This is a genomic window from Psychrobacter sp. H27 (assembly GCF_059072655.1).
In genome coordinates, this window is sequence record NZ_JCACRX010000001.1 from 2,785,442 (window position 1) to 2,804,657 (window position 19,216).

Annotated in this window: 16 protein-coding genes; 14 read left to right on the plus strand and 2 right to left on the minus strand. The window is 43.6% G+C overall.

Features of this window, described 5'->3' with window-relative positions; translation table 11 throughout:
- Positions 1 to 78: 78 nt before the first annotated feature.
- From hisS to AC5JPY_RS11570, 5 genes are all read left to right on the plus strand, one after another.
- Entirely contained in the window at positions 79 to 1,368 is a 1,290-nt protein-coding gene (hisS, locus tag AC5JPY_RS11550; protein WP_493852523.1) for a histidine--tRNA ligase, read from the plus strand.
- Between the two features lie 70 nt (positions 1,369 to 1,438).
- Entirely contained in the window at positions 1,439 to 2,233 is a 795-nt protein-coding gene (locus tag AC5JPY_RS11555; RefSeq protein WP_443524700.1) for a YfgM family protein, read from the plus strand.
- Between the two features lie 143 nt (positions 2,234 to 2,376).
- The gene (gene bamB, locus AC5JPY_RS11560) at positions 2,377 to 3,597 is read left to right on the plus strand and encodes an outer membrane protein assembly factor BamB (protein ID WP_493852524.1); all 1,221 of its coding nucleotides are present in this window, start codon (positions 2,377 to 2,379) and stop codon (positions 3,595 to 3,597) included.
- Between the two features lie 332 nt (positions 3,598 to 3,929).
- Positions 3,930 to 5,351, plus strand: a complete 1,422-nt coding sequence (gene der, locus AC5JPY_RS11565) for a ribosome biogenesis GTPase Der (RefSeq protein ID WP_319049976.1) — start codon at positions 3,930 to 3,932, stop codon at positions 5,349 to 5,351.
- Positions 5,352 to 5,571: 220 nt separating this feature from the next.
- Positions 5,572 to 7,533 (plus strand): sensor histidine kinase, encoded by a 1,962-nt coding sequence (locus AC5JPY_RS11570; protein WP_493852525.1) that lies wholly within the window; start codon positions 5,572 to 5,574, stop codon positions 7,531 to 7,533.
- Positions 7,534 to 7,847: 314 nt separating this feature from the next.
- Here the strand turns inward: AC5JPY_RS11570 and AC5JPY_RS11575 are convergent, their stop codons facing one another.
- Both AC5JPY_RS11575 and AC5JPY_RS11580 read right to left on the minus strand, forming a co-directional pair.
- Positions 7,848 to 9,014, minus strand: a complete 1,167-nt coding sequence (locus AC5JPY_RS11575; protein ID WP_319049978.1) for a D-alanyl-D-alanine carboxypeptidase family protein — start codon at positions 9,012 to 9,014, stop codon at positions 7,848 to 7,850.
- Positions 9,015 to 9,469: 455 nt separating this feature from the next.
- Positions 9,470 to 9,904 carry an MCR_0457 family protein gene (locus AC5JPY_RS11580; RefSeq protein WP_443524695.1) on the minus strand — a complete coding sequence of 145 codons (435 nt, stop codon included), beginning with the start codon at positions 9,902 to 9,904 and terminating at the stop codon, positions 9,470 to 9,472.
- 631 nt (positions 9,905 to 10,535) lie between these two features.
- On the opposite strand from AC5JPY_RS11580, the gene surE reads away from it, so the two are divergent.
- The 9 genes from surE (at position 10,536) to AC5JPY_RS11625 (ending at position 19,178) form a co-directional block, all read left to right on the plus strand.
- Entirely contained in the window at positions 10,536 to 11,414 is an 879-nt protein-coding gene (gene surE / locus AC5JPY_RS11585) for a 5'/3'-nucleotidase SurE (protein WP_493852526.1), read from the plus strand.
- Between the two features lie 223 nt (positions 11,415 to 11,637).
- Positions 11,638 to 12,426: a peptidoglycan DD-metalloendopeptidase family protein gene (locus tag AC5JPY_RS11590; RefSeq protein ID WP_493852527.1), complete on the plus strand. Its 789-nt coding sequence runs from the start codon at positions 11,638 to 11,640 to the stop codon at positions 12,424 to 12,426.
- 109 nt (positions 12,427 to 12,535) lie between these two features.
- Complete coding sequence (locus tag AC5JPY_RS11595) at positions 12,536 to 13,834, plus strand: lytic murein transglycosylase (RefSeq protein ID WP_493852528.1); 1,299 nt, start codon at positions 12,536 to 12,538, stop codon at positions 13,832 to 13,834.
- Between the two features lie 471 nt (positions 13,835 to 14,305).
- Positions 14,306 to 15,601 (plus strand): molybdopterin molybdotransferase MoeA, encoded by a 1,296-nt coding sequence (locus tag AC5JPY_RS11600; RefSeq protein ID WP_493852529.1) that lies wholly within the window; start codon positions 14,306 to 14,308, stop codon positions 15,599 to 15,601.
- 123 nt (positions 15,602 to 15,724) lie between these two features.
- Entirely contained in the window at positions 15,725 to 16,822 is a 1,098-nt protein-coding gene (moaA, locus tag AC5JPY_RS11605) for a GTP 3',8-cyclase MoaA (protein ID WP_493852530.1), read from the plus strand.
- A gap of 142 nt (positions 16,823 to 16,964) precedes the next feature.
- A complete protein-coding gene (moaB, locus tag AC5JPY_RS11610; RefSeq protein ID WP_493852531.1) occupies positions 16,965 to 17,495 on the plus strand; it encodes a molybdenum cofactor biosynthesis protein B in 531 nt (176 codons plus the stop codon).
- A gap of 18 nt (positions 17,496 to 17,513) precedes the next feature.
- Positions 17,514 to 18,272 (plus strand): molybdenum cofactor guanylyltransferase, encoded by a 759-nt coding sequence (gene mobA, locus AC5JPY_RS11615; protein ID WP_493852532.1) that lies wholly within the window; start codon positions 17,514 to 17,516, stop codon positions 18,270 to 18,272.
- Positions 18,273 to 18,314: 42 nt separating this feature from the next.
- Positions 18,315 to 18,821: a cyclic pyranopterin monophosphate synthase MoaC gene (gene moaC / locus AC5JPY_RS11620; protein WP_319049987.1), complete on the plus strand. Its 507-nt coding sequence runs from the start codon at positions 18,315 to 18,317 to the stop codon at positions 18,819 to 18,821.
- 75 nt (positions 18,822 to 18,896) lie between these two features.
- Positions 18,897 to 19,178 carry a MoaD/ThiS family protein gene (locus AC5JPY_RS11625; RefSeq protein ID WP_319049988.1) on the plus strand — a complete coding sequence of 94 codons (282 nt, stop codon included), beginning with the start codon at positions 18,897 to 18,899 and terminating at the stop codon, positions 19,176 to 19,178.
- The last annotated feature ends 38 nt before the right edge of the window (positions 19,179 to 19,216 follow it).

Consider the following 19,216-nt stretch of genomic DNA (forward strand, 5'->3'; position numbering starts at 1 on the left):
AAGTTAAAACACAATGAACATTTAGATAGACAACAACAATAGATATACCTGTTAAATTTTTAAGGATACGACCGTACCATGATCAAAGCTATTAAAGGGTTCAATGATATTTTGCCTGATCAATCAGCAAAATGGCTACATCTAGAAGCAATATTGGCTGATGTACTTGGTAGATATGGTTACGAGCATATCCGCCTGCCTATCGTTGAGCAGACTGATCTGTTTGCACGTGCCATTGGCGGCGCTACTGATATCGTCGAAAAAGAGATGTATAGCTTTACGGATAAGTCTGAGCCGCCCACACCTTTGACGCTACGTCCTGAAGGTACGGCAGGCGCAGTACGCGCTGTCATCGAGCATAATCTACTGCGCGGTGACACTCCTAAGCTTTGGTACATCGGTCCAATGTTTCGCTATGAGCGTCCGCAAAAAGGCCGCTATCGTCAGTTTCATCAGTTGGGTGTCGAGAGCTTTGGTAGTGCGTTACCAGACGCTGACGCTGAACTGATTGCGATGACCCATCTAATGTGGCAAGAGTTGGGTCTAAAAAATGAGATGCATTTGCAGCTTAATAGCTTAGGTGAGAGTGATGAGCGTTATGCTTATCGCGAAGCATTGGTCGCTTATTTAACTGACAAAAAAGATCAGTTGGATGAAGACAGTCAGCGCCGTTTGACGACCAATCCGCTACGTATCCTAGATAGTAAAGAGGCGAGTACACAAGCACTGTTGGCAGACGCGCCAAAGCTGGCAGAATTCTTGGGTACAGAGAGTAAAGCGCACTTTGAGCAAGTTCAGTCATACTTAACAACACTTGGCATCAATTTTGAAATTAACCCGCATCTGGTACGCGGGCTTGATTACTATAACAAAACGGTCTTTGAATGGGTAACGGACAAGTTAGGTAGCCAGGCGACAGTTTGTGCCGGTGGTCGTTATGACGGTCTGATCGGACAGTTAAAGTCTACGGGCACTGATGGTAGCAAGCCGGTAAAATCTGAACCAGGCGTTGGTTTTGCGATGGGGCTTGAGCGCTTGTTGTTACTTATAGAAGCGGTTGCACCAATTGCTGATGTACCTGCTTGTGATGTGTTCGTTGTCGCTCACCCAGAGGTTTATGGTGCTGGTGTTGATTATGCACAACGTTTACGCTACAGTCGCCCAGATGTACGTGTAAAAATGGCAAGTGCCACAAGCTTAAAAGCACAAATGAAAAAAGCAGATAAGTCAGGTGCTGCATTGACGGTCATTATTGCGCAGCAAGAGCTAGATGATAATACAATCAGTGTTAAAGACATGCAGACAGGTGAGCAGCAAACGGTCGTACAAGACTGGTTATCGAGCAAAGACAACTTTTCTCGTAGCTAATCATCTTGTCATACCGTTGTTTTGATTTTGGTATCAGTAAATTAATGTACATTTTATCAGGTAAATATATATGGCTCTGACCCCCAACTCGCCGAATGCAGACAACTCCATGCAAGCACTAAAGCAGTATGGCAGTTATATCGTCACTGCGATTTTGTTGGCGCTGGCCGCTTATTTTGGCTGGACATACTGGCAGAATAACCATGCGCGCGTAGATACGGTCGCCGCCGATCAATACGCAGATATCCAGCGATTGAATGAAGAGGTCAGCATCGCATCGCAGAACCCAGATCTAGAAGCACAAGCGCAAGAAGCTCTGGCACAGAGCCGTACACAATTAGACGAGAATATTGATGCATTAGTAAGCACCCATGGCGACTCAGTTTATGCGTGGCAAGCACTAATGATTAAGGCTCGCCAGCAAGTAGATAGCGATGACTTCACTGCAGCAGCTGAGACGCTCAAGCAAGCACTCGCAATTGACTTGGGGGATGCGGGGTTAGAGGCGATTACTCGTCTGCGTTATGCCAAGACATTACTGGCTACTGGGGACGCAGATGCAGCTTTATCAGAAGCCAATAACGATATGCCAAGCTCGTTTGAAGCCAGTCAGCAAGAATTACTAGGTGATATTTATTTGGTTCAAGACAACAAAGACTCAGCGATTAAGTCTTACAATAATGCTTGGGAGCTGTTACGTAGCCGTCAAGAAACGCGTGCAGTATTGGCATTAAAAATGGAAAGTCTAGGTATCACGCCTGAGCCTATCGCAGAGCAAGCGAGTCTTGTTCAAGAGTCAGCGACTCCTGAACAGCCATTAGTGGTTGATAGCTCAGAAAGTGTGGCCGTTGAGACGGTACAGTAAATAGGATTGTATTGAACGATAACACTAATAGTAGTCGCTTAAATAATAGTTAGTAGTCGCTCAAAAACTTTTAAATAAGATTACTAATGTGCGGTTAGCCAATGTACTAATTAATAATAATTCATCTGTAGTGAGAACGTATAATGACCCAATCTATTCGCGCAAGCAAAATGTTAAGTACCAGGTTCAGTACTAAGACTGTCAAAAAGACAGTCATGCATGTAGCAGTACTTGCTGTGATGAGCACTGCAGTGATAGGGTGTACTCGCGGTATCAAGCCCGTAGTCAATGACCCAGTAAAGTTAGTACAAATTGCGCAGCCAATCAGCGTGCTACAGCCAGTATTTAGCACTGACGTGGGCAATAAAAAAGCCAGTAAAAAAGACCCACTAGATTTGCAGGTTGGTTATGCCAATGGGCAAGTCGTTACTGCCTCACGCGGTGGCGACTTAATAGGCTTTAATCAAGCAGGTGAGCGCTTGTGGTCAATAAACGTTGGTGATCAAATTACAGGCGGCGTTGCTTTAGACGCGCTCAGTCAAACTGCTGTTATCAGTACTCGCAGTGGTCAAATTATGGCATTTGATAGTGCTACGGGCGCCAAACGCTGGCAGCAACAGTTATCAGGGTCGGTCTTGTCTTCTGCATTGATCAGTAATAATCGTGTGGTGCTATCAGCAAATGATGGTTTCTTGCATGGCTTGTCACTACAGACGGGTCAATCAGTATGGCAGTTTGCGACCCAAGTACCAGCCATTAGCGTTCGCGGTAGTGCAGCACCGACTTTATTAGATAATGAAACAGCATTGTTGTCTACTGCTGATGGTCGTCTGCATGCGATTACCGTTGATAATGGCTTACCGCAGTGGTCAAGACGTGTCGGTATCGGTTCTGGTAGTAGTGAAGTTGAGCGCATGAGCGATGTCGATGGCACGCCAATTGTAGATAAGCAGCAGATGTTTGCCATTAGTTATAGCGGACAGCTACTAGGTATTGATTTGGCTTCACGTCAAGTAATGTTCGTCAACGAGCTTGCAAGTCTCAAGTCGCTTGCCGTGAATGCTCAACAAGTTATTGCGACTGGTTTGGATGGCAATGTGGTCGCTTACGATCGCAATAGTGGCGAGACGTTATGGGAAAGTAAAGCGCTAGCGTATCGTGATCTAACCAACCCTGTCATGATTGGTAATTATATTGCAGTTGGTGATTTCGATGGTGTGGTGCATTTATTTGATCCTGCGACTGGCGATATTGTTAGTCGCGTGGAGACAAAAGGCGCACTGACCAACCTGCAAGTACAGGGCAGCCGCCTTATGACTCAAAGTACATCAGGACAAGTGGCTATTTGGCAGCTGGTGCGTTAGTCAGTCAACTGAGTTATTATTATTTTAGAACACAAACGCTGCTTGGTCAGCGTTTAGTGCTTTGTGTAAATCGCTTGTTTATAGACAGGCTTTCGCGTACTCTATGCGACCGATGCGCTAGCCATGTATACTGTATATCGTTTAGTCATTCCAGATATTTTTTAAAACTACGATTATTTTTGATTGTAAGATAGCTATCTACTATTTTTGCTATTGTTTTATTATTCATTTTAATTTGCGGTTAAGTACAGCCTATTCGCTGCTATTGTTATGTTGCTGGTTATAAGAACAGCTGTGCTGTCCGTCATTGTGCCTTTCACTGAGAGTAACCCATGAGTATCAAGCCTGTGGTCGCCTTAATTGGTCGTCCAAACGTCGGTAAATCCACCTTATTTAATCAGTTCACAAAGAGTCGGCAGGCATTGGTCGCTGATTTGTCAGGATTGACTCGTGACCGTCAATACGGTGACGCGACCTATGAAGACAAATCTTTCATCGTTGTGGATACTGGTGGTATTGGTGAAGCGGACGATGGTAGCGGTAATATTGACGACTATATGTCTGAGCAGTCGCATACTGCGATTCATGAAGCAGATATTATTGTATTCGTTGTTGATGCCCGTGCTGGTATGATTGGCGCTGATGCCGAAATTGGCAAGTTTTTGCACACGTTAGGCAAGCCTGTTTATGTCGTTGCCAACAAAGTTGATGGTGTTCATGACGCCGCGCCTGCCGAATTCTATGCATTAGGATTGGGTGAGCCTTACCCGATGGCCGCCAGTCATGGTCGCGGTGTGGGTAACTTACTCGAAATCTTAACGGCTGATATGCCTGAGCAAGAAAACATTGTAGAGCCAAGAGGCTTAAAGCTTGCGATTATCGGTCGTCCAAACGTCGGTAAATCAACCCTAGTGAACCGTTTGCTGGGTGAAGACCGAGTAGTGGTGTACGATATGCCAGGTACCACACGTGATAGTATTTACATCCCTTATCAGCGCGAAGGCAGAGACTACGTATTGATTGATACTGCTGGTGTGCGTCGCCGCGGTAAAATTGATGAAAAAGTAGAGAAGTTCTCCGTCATCAAGACGTTGCAAGCAATCGAAGACTCTAATGTGACTGTGATTGTGATTGATGCGCACGAAGGTATCGTTGACCAAGACTTACACATGATTGGTTACGCCTTGGATGCTGGTCGCGCTTTGGTAGTAGCGATCAATAAATGGGACGGCCTGACGCCAGATCAAAGAGATTACATCAAGCTTGAGATGGATCGTCGTTTTAACTTTATTCCCTACGTAAAAGTGCATTTAATATCAGCGCTTCATGGCACTGGCGTTGGCAATCTATACCCCTCTATTTTGCGTGCGTATAAGTCTTCAATGTTTGAAGTATCAACCAATCGCTTGACGCAAATCTTGCAAGATGCGGTTACGGCCAATCCGCCACCAACTGTTGCTGGTCGTCGTATCAAGTTGCGCTATGCGCACATTGGTGGTCACAATCCACCAGTTATTGTTATCCATGGTAACCAGACAAGTGCGCTTCCTAAGAGCTATCAGCGTTATTTAGAGAACCAATTCCGTCAGGTGTTCAAACTTGAAGGCACACCGCTCAATGTTATTTTCAAGCAAAATGACAACCCATATGCTAATAAAAGCGATACGCCAACCAAGGCAAAAACCCAGCAGTTGCGCCAACGTGAGCGTAATCGTGCAAAGAAATTCACCACAAAAGACAAAAAGTCTCGTTAGTAACTTTTTATCTAACCCTTCTGTTTGATTCATTGCGTTGTCTAACAGTTACTCATTTTACCGTGTCACTATACACGGTAAAATGAGTATCAAGCATTATTTAGCAATGATGCTGCATCCGTCCGGTCAACGCAGTCATAAATTACCTCAATCTTTCGCTTATAACATCTCCCAAATACCTGTACTATAAGTAAAAGTTTTCTTTACTCAGTAGAGTGATATGAACAACCGTTCGTCTCAAACCATTTCTATGCTTATCTGGCGCTCTGTTGGGCAGGCCGTAACTTTGGCCGTGCTAGCAGGATTTGTGCTGCCTTTTAGTTATGGGTTGGTGCATCATTACCAAGAAAAGCAGCAGCATATCCAGCAGTTGGCTTCGCTATTGACGACCAGTGCATCGACAGCAGATGGTGCAGATATTGTGGCTGATCAAGTCAATGTTTTGCTAGAAAACGAACCTACGATTCAAAGTATTGTCTTCTATTCAACCTCTAAACCGATCAGCGATGTGAACCAGTCCCTTGATGACTGGCGAAATGCTTTATTTGCCGATACTGTCAGCTTTAATTATCCAGTCGTGAGTAAGTATGAAGATGACAATGAGGCAGGTGCTGATAATGCAGCATCTGACCGACAAATAGCCAGCACTTTGTCAGAAAGTATGGCGAACGCGCCAAGTACGAGTCAGTTGACTGATGACTCTGCCAAAAACAGTGCGCTGATTGGCTATATCAACATTACAATGGACGTAAAGTTGCTACGGCTGCACTGGTTCCAAAGTGTCTTATGGTTATGGCTCACAACCGTCGTACTGATTGTTATATTTGCTTTATATATCTTTAGAAAGCTTAACTGGCCTGTCAAAGATATCGAAGCATTGACAGATATTTGCCAAACCATCACAAAAAACTCAGAGTTAGAGCAGCTACCGATCATCCCGCAGCGCTTCAATTTCCAAGAGCTTACGCAAATAAAAAAAGCATTAGTCATACTATTTGGTCGACTACAAGAGGCCAAAATAGGGTATGAGACATTAGCGGCTTTTGAGCAGCAGCTACATAACAAGGATGTCTCGCTTGATGTACAGCTGCATAATTTCCAGAGCATGATCACCCATGAGCTAAAAACATCGCTCAATGCGATTGTGGGTGGCCTGCAGTTGTTGGATTATGAGAGTCTAACCAGAGAGCAGAAAGATGCTGTTGAAATTATCAGTGATGGTAGTGATAAATTGGTCTTATCGCTCGACCATATTATTCAGCTCAATCAGATACAAAAGGGTCAAATAAGGATTCATACCAACGAATTTAATCCGCTACAATTAATCTCTGATCTATTAGTGAAATTTGAGCCTATTGCCAGTCAAAAAGGCTTAGAGCTTATTAGCAATATCCATCACATAGACTATAGCTTGCATGGGGATTCGGCCAAAATTCAACAGATACTATCGATCCTGCTCAATAACGCTATCAAGTTTACCCCTACCGGACAGGTGATTATATCGTCGCAATTGACTCATTTTGATAAGAGTAATCGCTGGAAAATCAGCGTAAAAGATACCGGTATCGGTATCGATAGCGATCATATTGAAGATATCTTCAATCCGTTTTTTCAGGTGGACTCATCACAAACACGTCAATATGAAGGCTCAGGTATAGGTTTGCCTGTTGTGAAGCAAATGGCGCAGCTTATGGGCGCTACAATCGAAGTTGATAGTACATTGGGCTTGGGTACTGAGTTTACGCTTACTGTAGCAATGCCAAACCAGCAGCAGTCCCGTCAGCAGCGCCTTTTATCTGGACTGACTATTGTTTATTACTACTATCAGGAGGCAGGTGCTCTATTAAGTGAGCTGGAGTATCTAGGAGCTACTATTATTTGTCACCAGTGTCCGCAGCAGGTGATAAATGAGGTTAGAACCCAAAAAGTTGATATGGTGATGTTTGCTGAGGATGTATTTGTAGAGAAAGCTGAGCTGCTAGCCAAGAGTATTCGTCAGTACGAAAGTGAAGAGGGTACGCAGCGCACTCTATTGGTATATTGGTATCCACCGCACCGAGCGCGCTATGTTGACAGTTTTGAATACGGACTAAAAGCAGCTGGCATTGACTACTGCCACAGTTCCAATTATAAAGATAAGGCATTGAGCGATTTATTAAAGCGCTGGTTGGTATGGACGTAATGCGACAGCTCAATACGTGATTGGCTCTGTCAAAGTGATATGGTGTGCTCGGTAGTACGCTAGATATAATTAACCAGCAATAGTCTCGTATAGAGTTTCCTACCGCTACTATGTTTGCTAGCGATTAAGCAAACGTTTTTCTAGTACAAAAAAAGACGCCCAATTTTGAGGCGTCTTTTTTGTTAACGGGTCTTTACTGATTCATACGTTGTTAGCGTTATTATTTATGTTGTTATCTATAAAGAGAGCAACTTCTAAAAGAATAAAGTATGTCCTATAAAGATAAACTACGCTCTATAAAGACAGATTAACGCTTAAAAAAGATTCTTTGCCCAGCGTACAACATGTTGCCAAGTACGGCTGAAGAATCCCGACTGTTCGATATCACTGGTCGCGATAACAGGAACGGACGCCACCGCTTTACCATCAATAACCGCCATCATCTTACCGATTTCTTGACCTTTTTTGATAGGTGCTTCTAAACTCTCAGGAATATCAACTACCGTAGTGATTTTATTCTTTTGTGTTTTGCTGGTTAGGATCTGTAAATTATCGCCAGTAGCCAGCTCTATCTCATCTGCTTCCCCAAACCATACTGGGATTTTGCTGACAAACTGACCAGCAGGTGCTTTGGTGACTGTAGTGAAGTGACCAAAACCCCAATTGAGTAGTTCACGCGATTGATCCGCACGCGCTTGTTGGCTCTTAGTGCCCATAATGACAGAAATTAGACGCATACCGTCGCGGTTACTAGAGGCCACTAAGCAATAGCCTGCAGCATCCGTATGACCTGTTTTTAGACCATCAACAGTTGGGTCAGTGATGAGTAGAGCGTTACGGTTACCTTGGGTGATGCCATTGTAGGTAAACTCTTTTTCGGCATAAATACTATAGTAATCGCCACTATTTTTGATAATAGCGCGGGCAAGTTTAGACAAATCTAAGGCTGATGCTAAATGACCCTCATCAGGCATACCGGTTGCATTGACGAAGTTGGTATTTTCCATACCAATCTTCTGCGCCTGCTCATTCATCAAAATAGCAAAAGATGTTTCGCTACCAGCAATATGCTCAGCCATTGCTTTTGAAGCATCATTACCTGATTGAATGATGATACCGCGTAGCATGTCGATAACGCTGGCTGTCTTATTAACTGGAACATACATACAAGACTGGCTGCTACTACCACGGCACCATGCATTTGGACTCATGAGCACTTGGTCGTCTTCTTTGAGGTCACCCGATGCTAGGCGCTGCTCAATGATGTAACTGGTCATCATCTTGGTTAGGGACGCTGGCGGTAGCGCTTCATTAGCATTCTTTTGAGCCAAAATCTCACCAGTATTATAATCCATCAATACATAGGCGGTATTATCCATCTCAGGTGGCTGTATGGCTGCGTTTGCCATCACTGCACTCATTGAGATACTTACACCCACTACCAACTGTACCAGCTGATTTTTCACACGCTTTACTGTCATATATCGTTACACCGCATCATGGAACCAAATGTATCTATCGCTTATGCTCAGTACCAATTTTCATATATTATTTTAGGCAATATACCTTAGACATCATGTCTAAAATCATGTATCTACAAAAATAGGGACGACGGCACGATAGACATAAAATTAACGCCTTATCTTAGCAAAATGCCAACCGATGGGGAATCGATAAATGCAAAAAAGTAAGACAAGAATAAAAAGAAAAATGAATACTAATCAAGTGCTTGCTTTTGTTGAAGTATAACTAGGTTGCGATTGTCATAAATGTGATAACCACAAAAAAGCCTGCCGTGCCATCTGTGATTTATAAATGGCATTACGGCAAGCTTTGTATGACATAAACCACAAGATATAGTCTATATCATCATATTCTATAACGACTGTTAATAGCTAATGGTTAACAGTGTTCTTTTATCTGCTAATACACTCTATTAATATTCAGCGTCTGCCAAATCTTCGCACAGAGCTTTGTTTTCTTGCTTTGAGAAGCCCATTGTCCAGCTACGGATACCTTGCAATATCTGACGGTAGTCTTGCTGCGTTGACAGATATTGAATGGCTGCTTTTGGGTCTTCTAGAGTTGGCATTAATTCGTGCAGTTGTACAGTGTATGACTTATAAAAACGTTGTTTCTGCTTACCGTTCAGCATTGATGGACAGATCTCTGATAGTACCTGCATCACAGCGATTTCATGCTTAGTGATATTAATGCCAGACAGATCTAACGGAATAGTGGTCGCAGGATTGTTTGCAGCATTAGACGCTTGAGACAGCATGGCAACAGACGTTATCAGTCCTGCAAGCCCGATTTTTGAGGCAGTCTTTGCTATCACAGAAGCTATAGATAATATCGATTGATTCTTCATTCAGTATTACACTCGCTTATCTTTATTTGATGGTGATATGTTAATGGGTAAAAAAACGAAAGTCACATAAAATATTGATTTATGTGTAGATATCTTGTGAGCCGATGGCACTTTATAGAAACATATCAGTAGCATATACCAACGAGGTCACCTCAGTATAAATGCATCAGTTTGTATTGTTGTATGGTGTTGCGTATTGTAACGCACTGTTTGTTCCTACTTTTTTCTCAGTTTGGTTTGATAGCAATAGCACAGTTATCGACAAAAAACGCAATACATTTTCTAGTGAAAACCGGGGATTTCAGAGTACATTATTAAGATATAATCACTCGAGCAATTAAAGTGAGCTATCTTACGATGGTTGACGTCATTTAGATGAGATACAAGTGGAAGAGGTATAAGGTAACTAAGTGCAGGTGTCTAGTATAGATATATATTGAATACTTCAAGTGCAGTTAACGCTAGCACTCTTTTATAGAGGGTTGACGATATATTAATATGGCAAGGCTTTTAAGATGGAAGCGTTAAATTTTATCTCATTTATAGTTGCAATTTTTGCATCAATAAAGATATGGTACGGTAACAAAACCACGGGCAGATAGAACGTCTGATATAAACATAACGAGCTGATATGAAATTTTTGATTAGTAATGATGATGGGGTGCATGCGCCAGGATTATTGGCTTTGTTTCAAGCACTATCGACTATTGGTGAGGTCGTAGTGGTTGCCCCAAACGACGAACAAAGTGGCTATGCTAGCGCACTGAGTGTCTCAAAACCATTACATACGCATCAATTACCATCAGGGTTTGTAGCAGTAAACGGAACCCCTGCTGACTGTATTCACTTGGCACTGCATGAGCTACACCGTGATATGGACTTTGATTGCGTCATTACGGGTATCAATTCAGGAGCAAACTTAGGTCAAGATGTGATGTTTTCTGGGACCTTTGGTGCGGCGTTGACAGCACAGCTCTTTGGAATACCTGCTATCGCGACGTCTCTAGTAGGTGGCGGCGTAAAAAATGGCGGGCAAGAATCAGCAGACGATTATAAGGTAGCAGCCAATGAAATCGTCAAACTGCTTACTGATACACCGATTTTAGATACTCTCAAAAGTTTGCCCTATCATGTATTAAACGTTAATATCCCTGATGTGGGTAGCGCAGATGACATTAGAGGTCGAAAGATAACTTCATTGGCACACAAACAGATTGCTCAGCCTGTACGTCATATGATTGATCCGCGTGGCCGGGATGCATACTGGCTGTCTTTACGAAAACGTAAAAACGACGAGTGTATGGAAGAATCGCCTCTAGATACTGCCGCTCCGTTATCAAGACCCAAAGATGGCGGGTTTGGAAGTGACGGCAAGTGCGGAGATATCGCTACGCCGGTGATGACAGATGATAAGGCTGTAGTGGCAGGGTATGTCAGTTTATCGCCAGTACGTCTGCACCATACGCCGACGGTGGCATTGGCTCAGTTTTCGACGCTGTTTAGGCACTAAAGCTATAAGTTAGGCAATAAAGCCATAAGCTCGATACGATGTAATCCAAACCATATAAATAGCCATCATGGTTACTTTACCATCTACTGTGTTAGTGATATAAGTCATTCGATGGATGGCTAAGTGTAGTGTGCAGTCAAAATACCAAAAGAGCTTTTAGTGATGTAAAAAGCTTTTGGATGATAAAACAATAGATCAGCAATACAAAGAACAGGAACCTTGTATGAAAAAAATTACGACCGGATCGCACCTTGCCAAAGCGGCGTTGATTGGCACAATGGCAGTTGCTACCTTGTCTGTGGTGGGCTGTGCAACTAAGCCGACTTATCAATCACCTAATCAAGCTGGCCCTAAGATCATAACCAACGCGCAAGGCGTCCCTAACTACCATCGCGTACAGCGCGGCGATACGGTCAGCCAAATTGCGGCGCGCTATCGTCTCAACTATCGTCAAATTGGGGCGCTGAATAACCTAGATAGTAAATATACGATTTATAGTGGGCAGTGGCTCAAGCTATGGCAGGGCAGTGTGGCAACGACGGCTAGCAATAATAGCTACAGCAGACCAGCACAGCCACAACCTACTTATACGCCTCCTGTGACGACGGCTCCAACGCCAGCGTACGGAGCAACTGCCAGTTCGACCTCTGGCTATGACTATCCTACTCGTAATCCAGTGACTCGCAACATTGATCCTGCGGCAGGCAACATGGGTATGTGGTTTGCTGGAAACATTGGTGATCCAGTACTTGCCAGCCAATCAGGAACAGTGCTTTACTCAGGTAACGGTCTACCAGAATATGGCAATTTGATTATGATTCGTCATAGTGATGACTATATCACTGCCTACGCGCATAATAGCCAATTGCTTGTAAAAGAAGGGGATACGGTACAGCGTGGTCAACGCATTGCCAATATGGGCAGCAGTGGTCAAACCAATCAAGTCGGCTTAGAGTTCCAAGTTCGCTTGAACGGTAATCCGATAGATCCGCGTACGGTACTTGATCGTTAGCACTAATATATCAGTACTAAGACATCAGTATTAATACATTAACATTGAGGCATTGTTGCTGATGGCTAGGCGACTTTGAGTCATTCATTTATTCATATTTGAGATTTTTATGAAATTAAAAAAACAATACCTCGCCCTGATGCCAGCATTAGTAATGGTCGGGTGTACAAGTCAACAAGCAATGCAAAAAAAGCCTGTCCGTCAAGGCGGTGTTGAGATCACTCAGACTCAAACTGTTCAGGTAAAGCCGACACCTGCACCAGTTGTCAAGCCGCAGCCCGCCCCAAAGCCTAGTTATAGTAGTTTTTCTGATTGGAAGTCAGACTTTTCTATGCGCGCGATATCAGCAGGCTATGATGCTCAGGTTATTCGCCGGATGTTGGATTCGGCATATCTGAATCAACAGGTTATCTCGCTAGACTCAGGGCAGCCTGAGTTTTCTAAAATGCCGTGGGAGTATGTAGACTCTGCGGTATCAAGTGGACGTGTCAGCGTCGGCAAGCGTAAATTTGCAGAGCAGCGTGCGTTTTTGTCGCAGCTAGAGTCGCAGTATGGTGTTGATGCCGAGATTATTGCAGCGATATGGGGTATGGAGTCATCATATGGCGCGGTCACTGGCAATAGTGATTTGCCAAGCTCGCTTGCCAGTCTTGCCTATGATGGTCGTCGTCAAGCCTTTGCTGAGGCCCAGCTGCTATCGCTAGCAACGCTGCTACAGCGCGGTGATGTCTCATGGTCACAGCTCGATGGCTCTTGGGCAGGTGGTATGGGACAGACACAGTTCATTCCTGAGACGTGGCTCAAACAAGGTGTGGATGGTGATAATAATGGTCACCGCAATCCATGGGCAACAGGCGATGCATTAGCTTCTACGGCCAACTATCTTAGTAACTCAGGTTGGGTTCGTGGTCTAGCGCCTTTTTATGAGGCAACCGTGCCAGCGTCATTTGACTATTCGGTCGCTGGTAGCAAACAACCTGCGGCTAGATGGGCGGCAATGGGTGTGGATACGATCGCTGATGTTTACCTAGACGCTAATACCGAGATGGAGCTGTGGTTGCCAGCTGGTAAAGATGGTCCAGTGCTACTGCTGAGTCCTAACTTTGATGTGATTAGAGTGTACAATAACTCATCGAGTTACGCATTAGGGGTGAGTCTGTTGGGCAAAACGATTGATGGGCAGAGTGGGTTGCAAAAATCATGGCCTCGTTATGAGCGTCCATTATCTACCGCACAAGTCACGAATCTACAACGTCGTTTAACCAGTATGGGTTATGATACCAAGGGCGCTGACGGTATCGTAGGTACCAATACACGCATGGCATTTCAGCGCTGGCAGGCAGACAATGGGCGAACGGCAGATGGATTTATCACTCAAAACAGTGCATCTTCATTGGCTGGCTGGTGAGGTACACTGGCGGTATTGATACACTGGATAAAAGCAACTTTTGCTAACTGTCTTTGATTGCTGTTGACTAGCCATTAGTTTGCTAATAACTACCTATCAGCTCTCAAACACCCATTTTACTTTGCTCTACAAAAAGCACCTTGCCAAGGTGCTTTTTTTGCTCCAGTCTATGTTTGATCTTGCCATACCTCATTACTGCAATAGATGTGGTTACGAGCATTGAATGTTGAGGGTACTCTAATTAACGACATACGCTCGTTTTTTCAAAACTTATCAGGACAAGGTTAATACAAGAAAGTTGATACTTTGGGTGATAGACTCTAGATACTGCATCTTTAAAAGCTTTATCTTTAATAGCATCTTTATCTTTAATAACTGCTTTTAGTTAGAGCTGTCGATAGTAATAATTGAAGCTATTGATAGTATGTATTTTATAAAAAATAATTAGAACGATCAAAAGAGCGTGCCTTTATGATTACCATGGAAGAATTACAAGCGGCAATAAAGCTGCGTATCAATGATTATAATAATACGGATTTTCCGCTACAAAAAAGAGCCATCAATACTTGCGATTTATTGGACAGTCGCAATCATATACTGGCGCAAGATATTACCTCACCTTTCGACGTACCCAGACAGAATCTATCTGCCATGGATGGTTATGCTATTGCTGATGGTAGCGATCTATCAGACGGTAATACTATCGAAATCATTGGTGAATCTCAGGCGGGTAGTGCTTATACTGGTGTGACAGCAGCAGGGCAGGGTGTCCGTATTTTTACGGGAGCAGTTGTACCTGATAGCTGCAATACGGTTGTCATGCAAGAGAATACCAACTTTGCTGATATCAGAGATACCATCGATAAGTCGCAGCCCTATAACATCACGCTCACACAAACGACTAAAATCAACAATAACATCCGCGCGCAGGGCGAAGAGATTGAGTCTGGCGAAGCTGTTTTAAAGATAGGTAAGCGCCTCAACTCTGCTGATATCAGTTTGCTTGCCAATTTAGGCATCAGCCAAGTTAGCGTGTTTCAACCACTCGTCGTCGGTGTGCTCGCAACCGGCGATGAGCTGGTCACTATCGGTGATGAGCTTCAGAGCTTAGCCCAAATATACAACTCAAATACCCCAACGCTCAAAAGTCTACTGTCGGATTTGCCAATTGTTATTCGTGACTATGGCATCATTCCTGATAATCTAGACAAGACCACAGCCGCTGTCCATGAAGCCATGCAACACTGTGATGTGCTGATATCGACAGCAGGCGTCTCAGTTGGTGACTATGACTTTTTGACAACGGTGATCGAGACACTTGGGCAGATTAACCATTACAAAGTGGCAATGAAGCCGGGTAAGCCTTTTGTATTTGGTGAGTTGAACAAGAATCTTGATAAGCCTGTATTGTATTTTGGACTACCCGGTAATCCACTCTCTACGGTTGTGGGTACGCTACAGTTCGTCATACCTGCACTATGGCAGATGTCGGGTGCTACTGTATTAGAGCAGCCTATGCCGCTAACCATCAAAGCGATGCTTACCAATGACATCAGAAAATCTCCTGGTCGTAAAGACTTTCAGCGCGGTATATTGTCTGAAGATGATGGAGGTAACTATCAAGTTGAATGCTTCTCTAATCAGCAATCGCACAGGATTAAGCAGCTAAGCCGTGCTAATTGTTTCGTTGTTTTGGACAAAGACAGCAGTAACGTGATAGCGGGTAGTGACGTTGTTGTACAACCATTTCCTTGGCTACATCGCTAGCTTGGCGTTTGCTAATTTTATATAAGCTGATTGAATACAGTGAAAAAAACAACATAGTAATGGCATGCTAAACACGAATAATAAAGTAACGCTTATGACAAGCAATACTGATGGCAGTGAAATATGAATGATGACCACATCCAAATAGACAGTCCGCAACTATACTCTCCTGCGTCAGCGCCGGCGTTTGCAGACAGCTATACAAAGTCAGCGCTAGTAGCACCGACGGATCAAATACACGCTCATCAACCTTTGACCGATGGGTTTTCGCGACGTCTGACCTATCTGCGCCTATCGATCACCGATTTTTGTAATTTTCGCTGTGAGTATTGTTTGCCTAATGGCTACCAAGGTAAGCGTCCTGACGATGAGCTGAGCATTTCTGAAATTGCGACATTGGTGCGCGGCTTTGCGCAAGTAGGTACCAAGAAAGTAAGAATCACTGGTGGTGAGCCCTCTATTCGTCGTGATGTTGTCGAAATCATCGAAACGATCAAGCAAACGGACGGCATCGAAACAGTAGCAATGACCAGTAATGGTTATAAATTAGGTAAGCACCTAGCCAGCTGGCAAGCTGCTGGACTCGACCAGCTCAATATCAGTATGGACAGCTTTGATGCCGCTACTTTTCATAAGATGACGGGCTTTGATACCTTGCCGCAGATATTGGCTGACATGGATACGTTGTTAGAAACGACCGATATCAAGCTCAAAATAAATAGCGTTTTGATGGCGGAGACTGCTTTTGAAAACCTCATTACAGCTATCGATTACGTAAAAGACAGGCAGGTCACGTACCGCTTCATTGAATTTATGCAGACCAGCGATAATAGCGATTTGTTTTTTGCGCAGCACGCCCAATCTGATATTATCACTGATTATTTATTAGAGAATGGATGGCAGCCGCATGAGCGTGGCAGTGCCGATGGTCCAGCAGTTGAGTACAGTCACCCTGACTATGCCGGGCGTATTGGTATGATTGCGCCTTATGCTGCGCATTTTTGTGATACTTGTAATCGTTTGCGCGTCAGCAGTCAGGGCAAGGTACATTTGTGCTTATTTGACCAAGGTAATTATGATATTCGTCCGTACTTACAGCAGAACGATATCCAAGGACTAGTGAATACCTTACATAGCTTCATGCCGATCAAGCCTGAACACCATCATCTGCATGACTCCAACAGTGGTATTATGCACAATCTGTCGATAATCGGCGGTTAAGATATTTTGAGTAAGATATTTTGAGTCTGCAATCATGACGCTGATAGAGATTGTCTTCCAACGCAATCGTTTTTCAACATCGCTTTTTTGATACAACTGATATTTAATACAATTATAAAATGACATCTATAAGGGATTGTTTATGAGTAAGTCCGCTGCACAATTCAAACCGCTTAATATTGCTGTACTGACAGTCTCTGATAGCCGTACGTTGGCAGAAGATACATCAGGTCAGTACTTGGTAGACAGCTTGACAGAAGCGGGTCATCATTTAGCAGATCGCCAATTAATCACTGATGATATTTACCAAATTCGCGCCGTTATTAGTGGCTGGATTGCCAGTGCAGACGTGCACGCGGTCATCACTACTGGCGGTACAGGGTTTTTTATCAGAGACAGTATGCCAGAAGCCGTAAGCGTACTATTTGACAAGTCTATTGATGGTTTTGGTGAAATGTTCCGTCTGATTTCAAAAGATGAGATTGGGATGTCTACGGTGCAGTCAAGAGCAGTAGCTGGTATGGCAAACGGTACAGGTATATTCTGTCTACCAGGCTCATCTGGTGCCTGCCGTACTGGTTGGGAAAATATCTTAAAAGAGCAGTTTGACAGCCGTACGCGCCCATGTAATTTTGTACCACATTTTTTGGCACAAAATCCTAGCCATGATTGAGTTATAAATAATTGACCTATGAGTGATATACAATCAAGTCTGAAAGGTAATAGCGTAGTAACAGATTGCTCAAATAATCTGGATGGTCTGGCAGGGGTCGTTATCTTAGCGGGCGGGGCATCCAGACGCATGGGCACACCTAAAGCAATGCTCACGTTGCCATCAGGTGAGCAGTTATTGGACTATCATGTCCGTCAAGCAAGCAAGTTACAAATTCCTATTTTGATTGCAGATAATGGACGTAGTTTTCAAATTGGTTCAGATATAAATCTAGAAAACCCCAATTCGCCTGTTATGCATATTGCTGACTATAGTTCTAATAGTAATGCCAGTAAATGCGACGATACGATCAACACTGGCGGCGCTCTAGTCGCTATTGAATCAGCACTGCAAACATTGCTTGGATTACAGGATTCACATGAATCAAAAAATAAGAATAAATCATGGTTACTGGTTATTAGCTGTGACAGCTTAATACCTGCAACCGATCTGTGGTTGACATTACAGCAATCGGTGTACCAAGCCATTGATAAACAAGCTGTCGATAAAAAAGTCATTTGTTTAGAAGATAACAGTCATTTTTATCCACTACTGGGTTTATACCGTTTAGATATCGAGCCTGATCTAAAAGCCTATATTGATAGTGGTCAGCGTCGAGTGATGCCATTTATTCAGCCGAGGGTAGAGGCTGTGCCATTTATTGTAGAATGGCAGCATTTAACCAACTTTAATACGCCTAAAGATTTTAAGCAGGCATGTGCCGCTCTACCAAAATAATAAAAATACTAATAAAAAGATTACTAAGAAAAGGCTATATCAATGAGTAACAGTGCACAAAAAAATCAGCAATCTGCTTTATCGCATTTAGACGGTAATGGCGATATCACTATGGTTGATGTCAGTGGCAAGACCGCCACGACAAGAGAAGCCAATGCCACTGGGCAAGTTCGTTTTCCCAGCGAGATTTATGCGCAGATCAAAGCAACTGATGGTATGACCAAAAAAGGCAGCATCACCCAAACGGCACATATCGCTGGTATCATGGCGGCCAAACGTACTCATGATTTGATACCGCTTTGTCATCCACTGCCATTGGATAAGATCGGTCTTGTTTTTACGTACCATGATGCACTTAGCAGCATTGTGGTAAGCGCTACTGTCAAAGTCACGCACAAAACAGGGGTGGAGATGGAAGCATTAACCGCCGTGAGTGTTGCCTGTTTGACCATCTATGACATGACTAAAGCGCTATCGCATGACATCGTTATAGATGATATTCATCTAGTCAAAAAGACAGGTGGTAAGTCAGATTATAGTCATGCTTAATACAAAAACAATGAGCTCATGTTCGAAGAGATATTGACTATCAAGTAGGGAAGCTTGCAAAGAGAGGAGAGGGTTATGAGTGCTATCGATACAAAAGCTGATATCGAATCAATGATGGATATCAATGTCATCTATTTTGCGAGTTTGGCGGATGAAGCCAATCGTCAGCAGGAGACAGTAAAAGTGCAGCAGAATACTTCATTGACTGAACTGTACGAACAGCTCAATCAAAAGTATCACTTTAGCCGTCCGCAGGCAGACCTACGCGTCGCTGTAAACGACTACTTTGCTAAGTGGACAGATCACATAAATGATGGCGATAGCGTGGTATTCATCACTCCAGTTGCTGGTGGTTAGGTTTGTATTTATGAGCGGTGATAACGCCGCTATTAGCA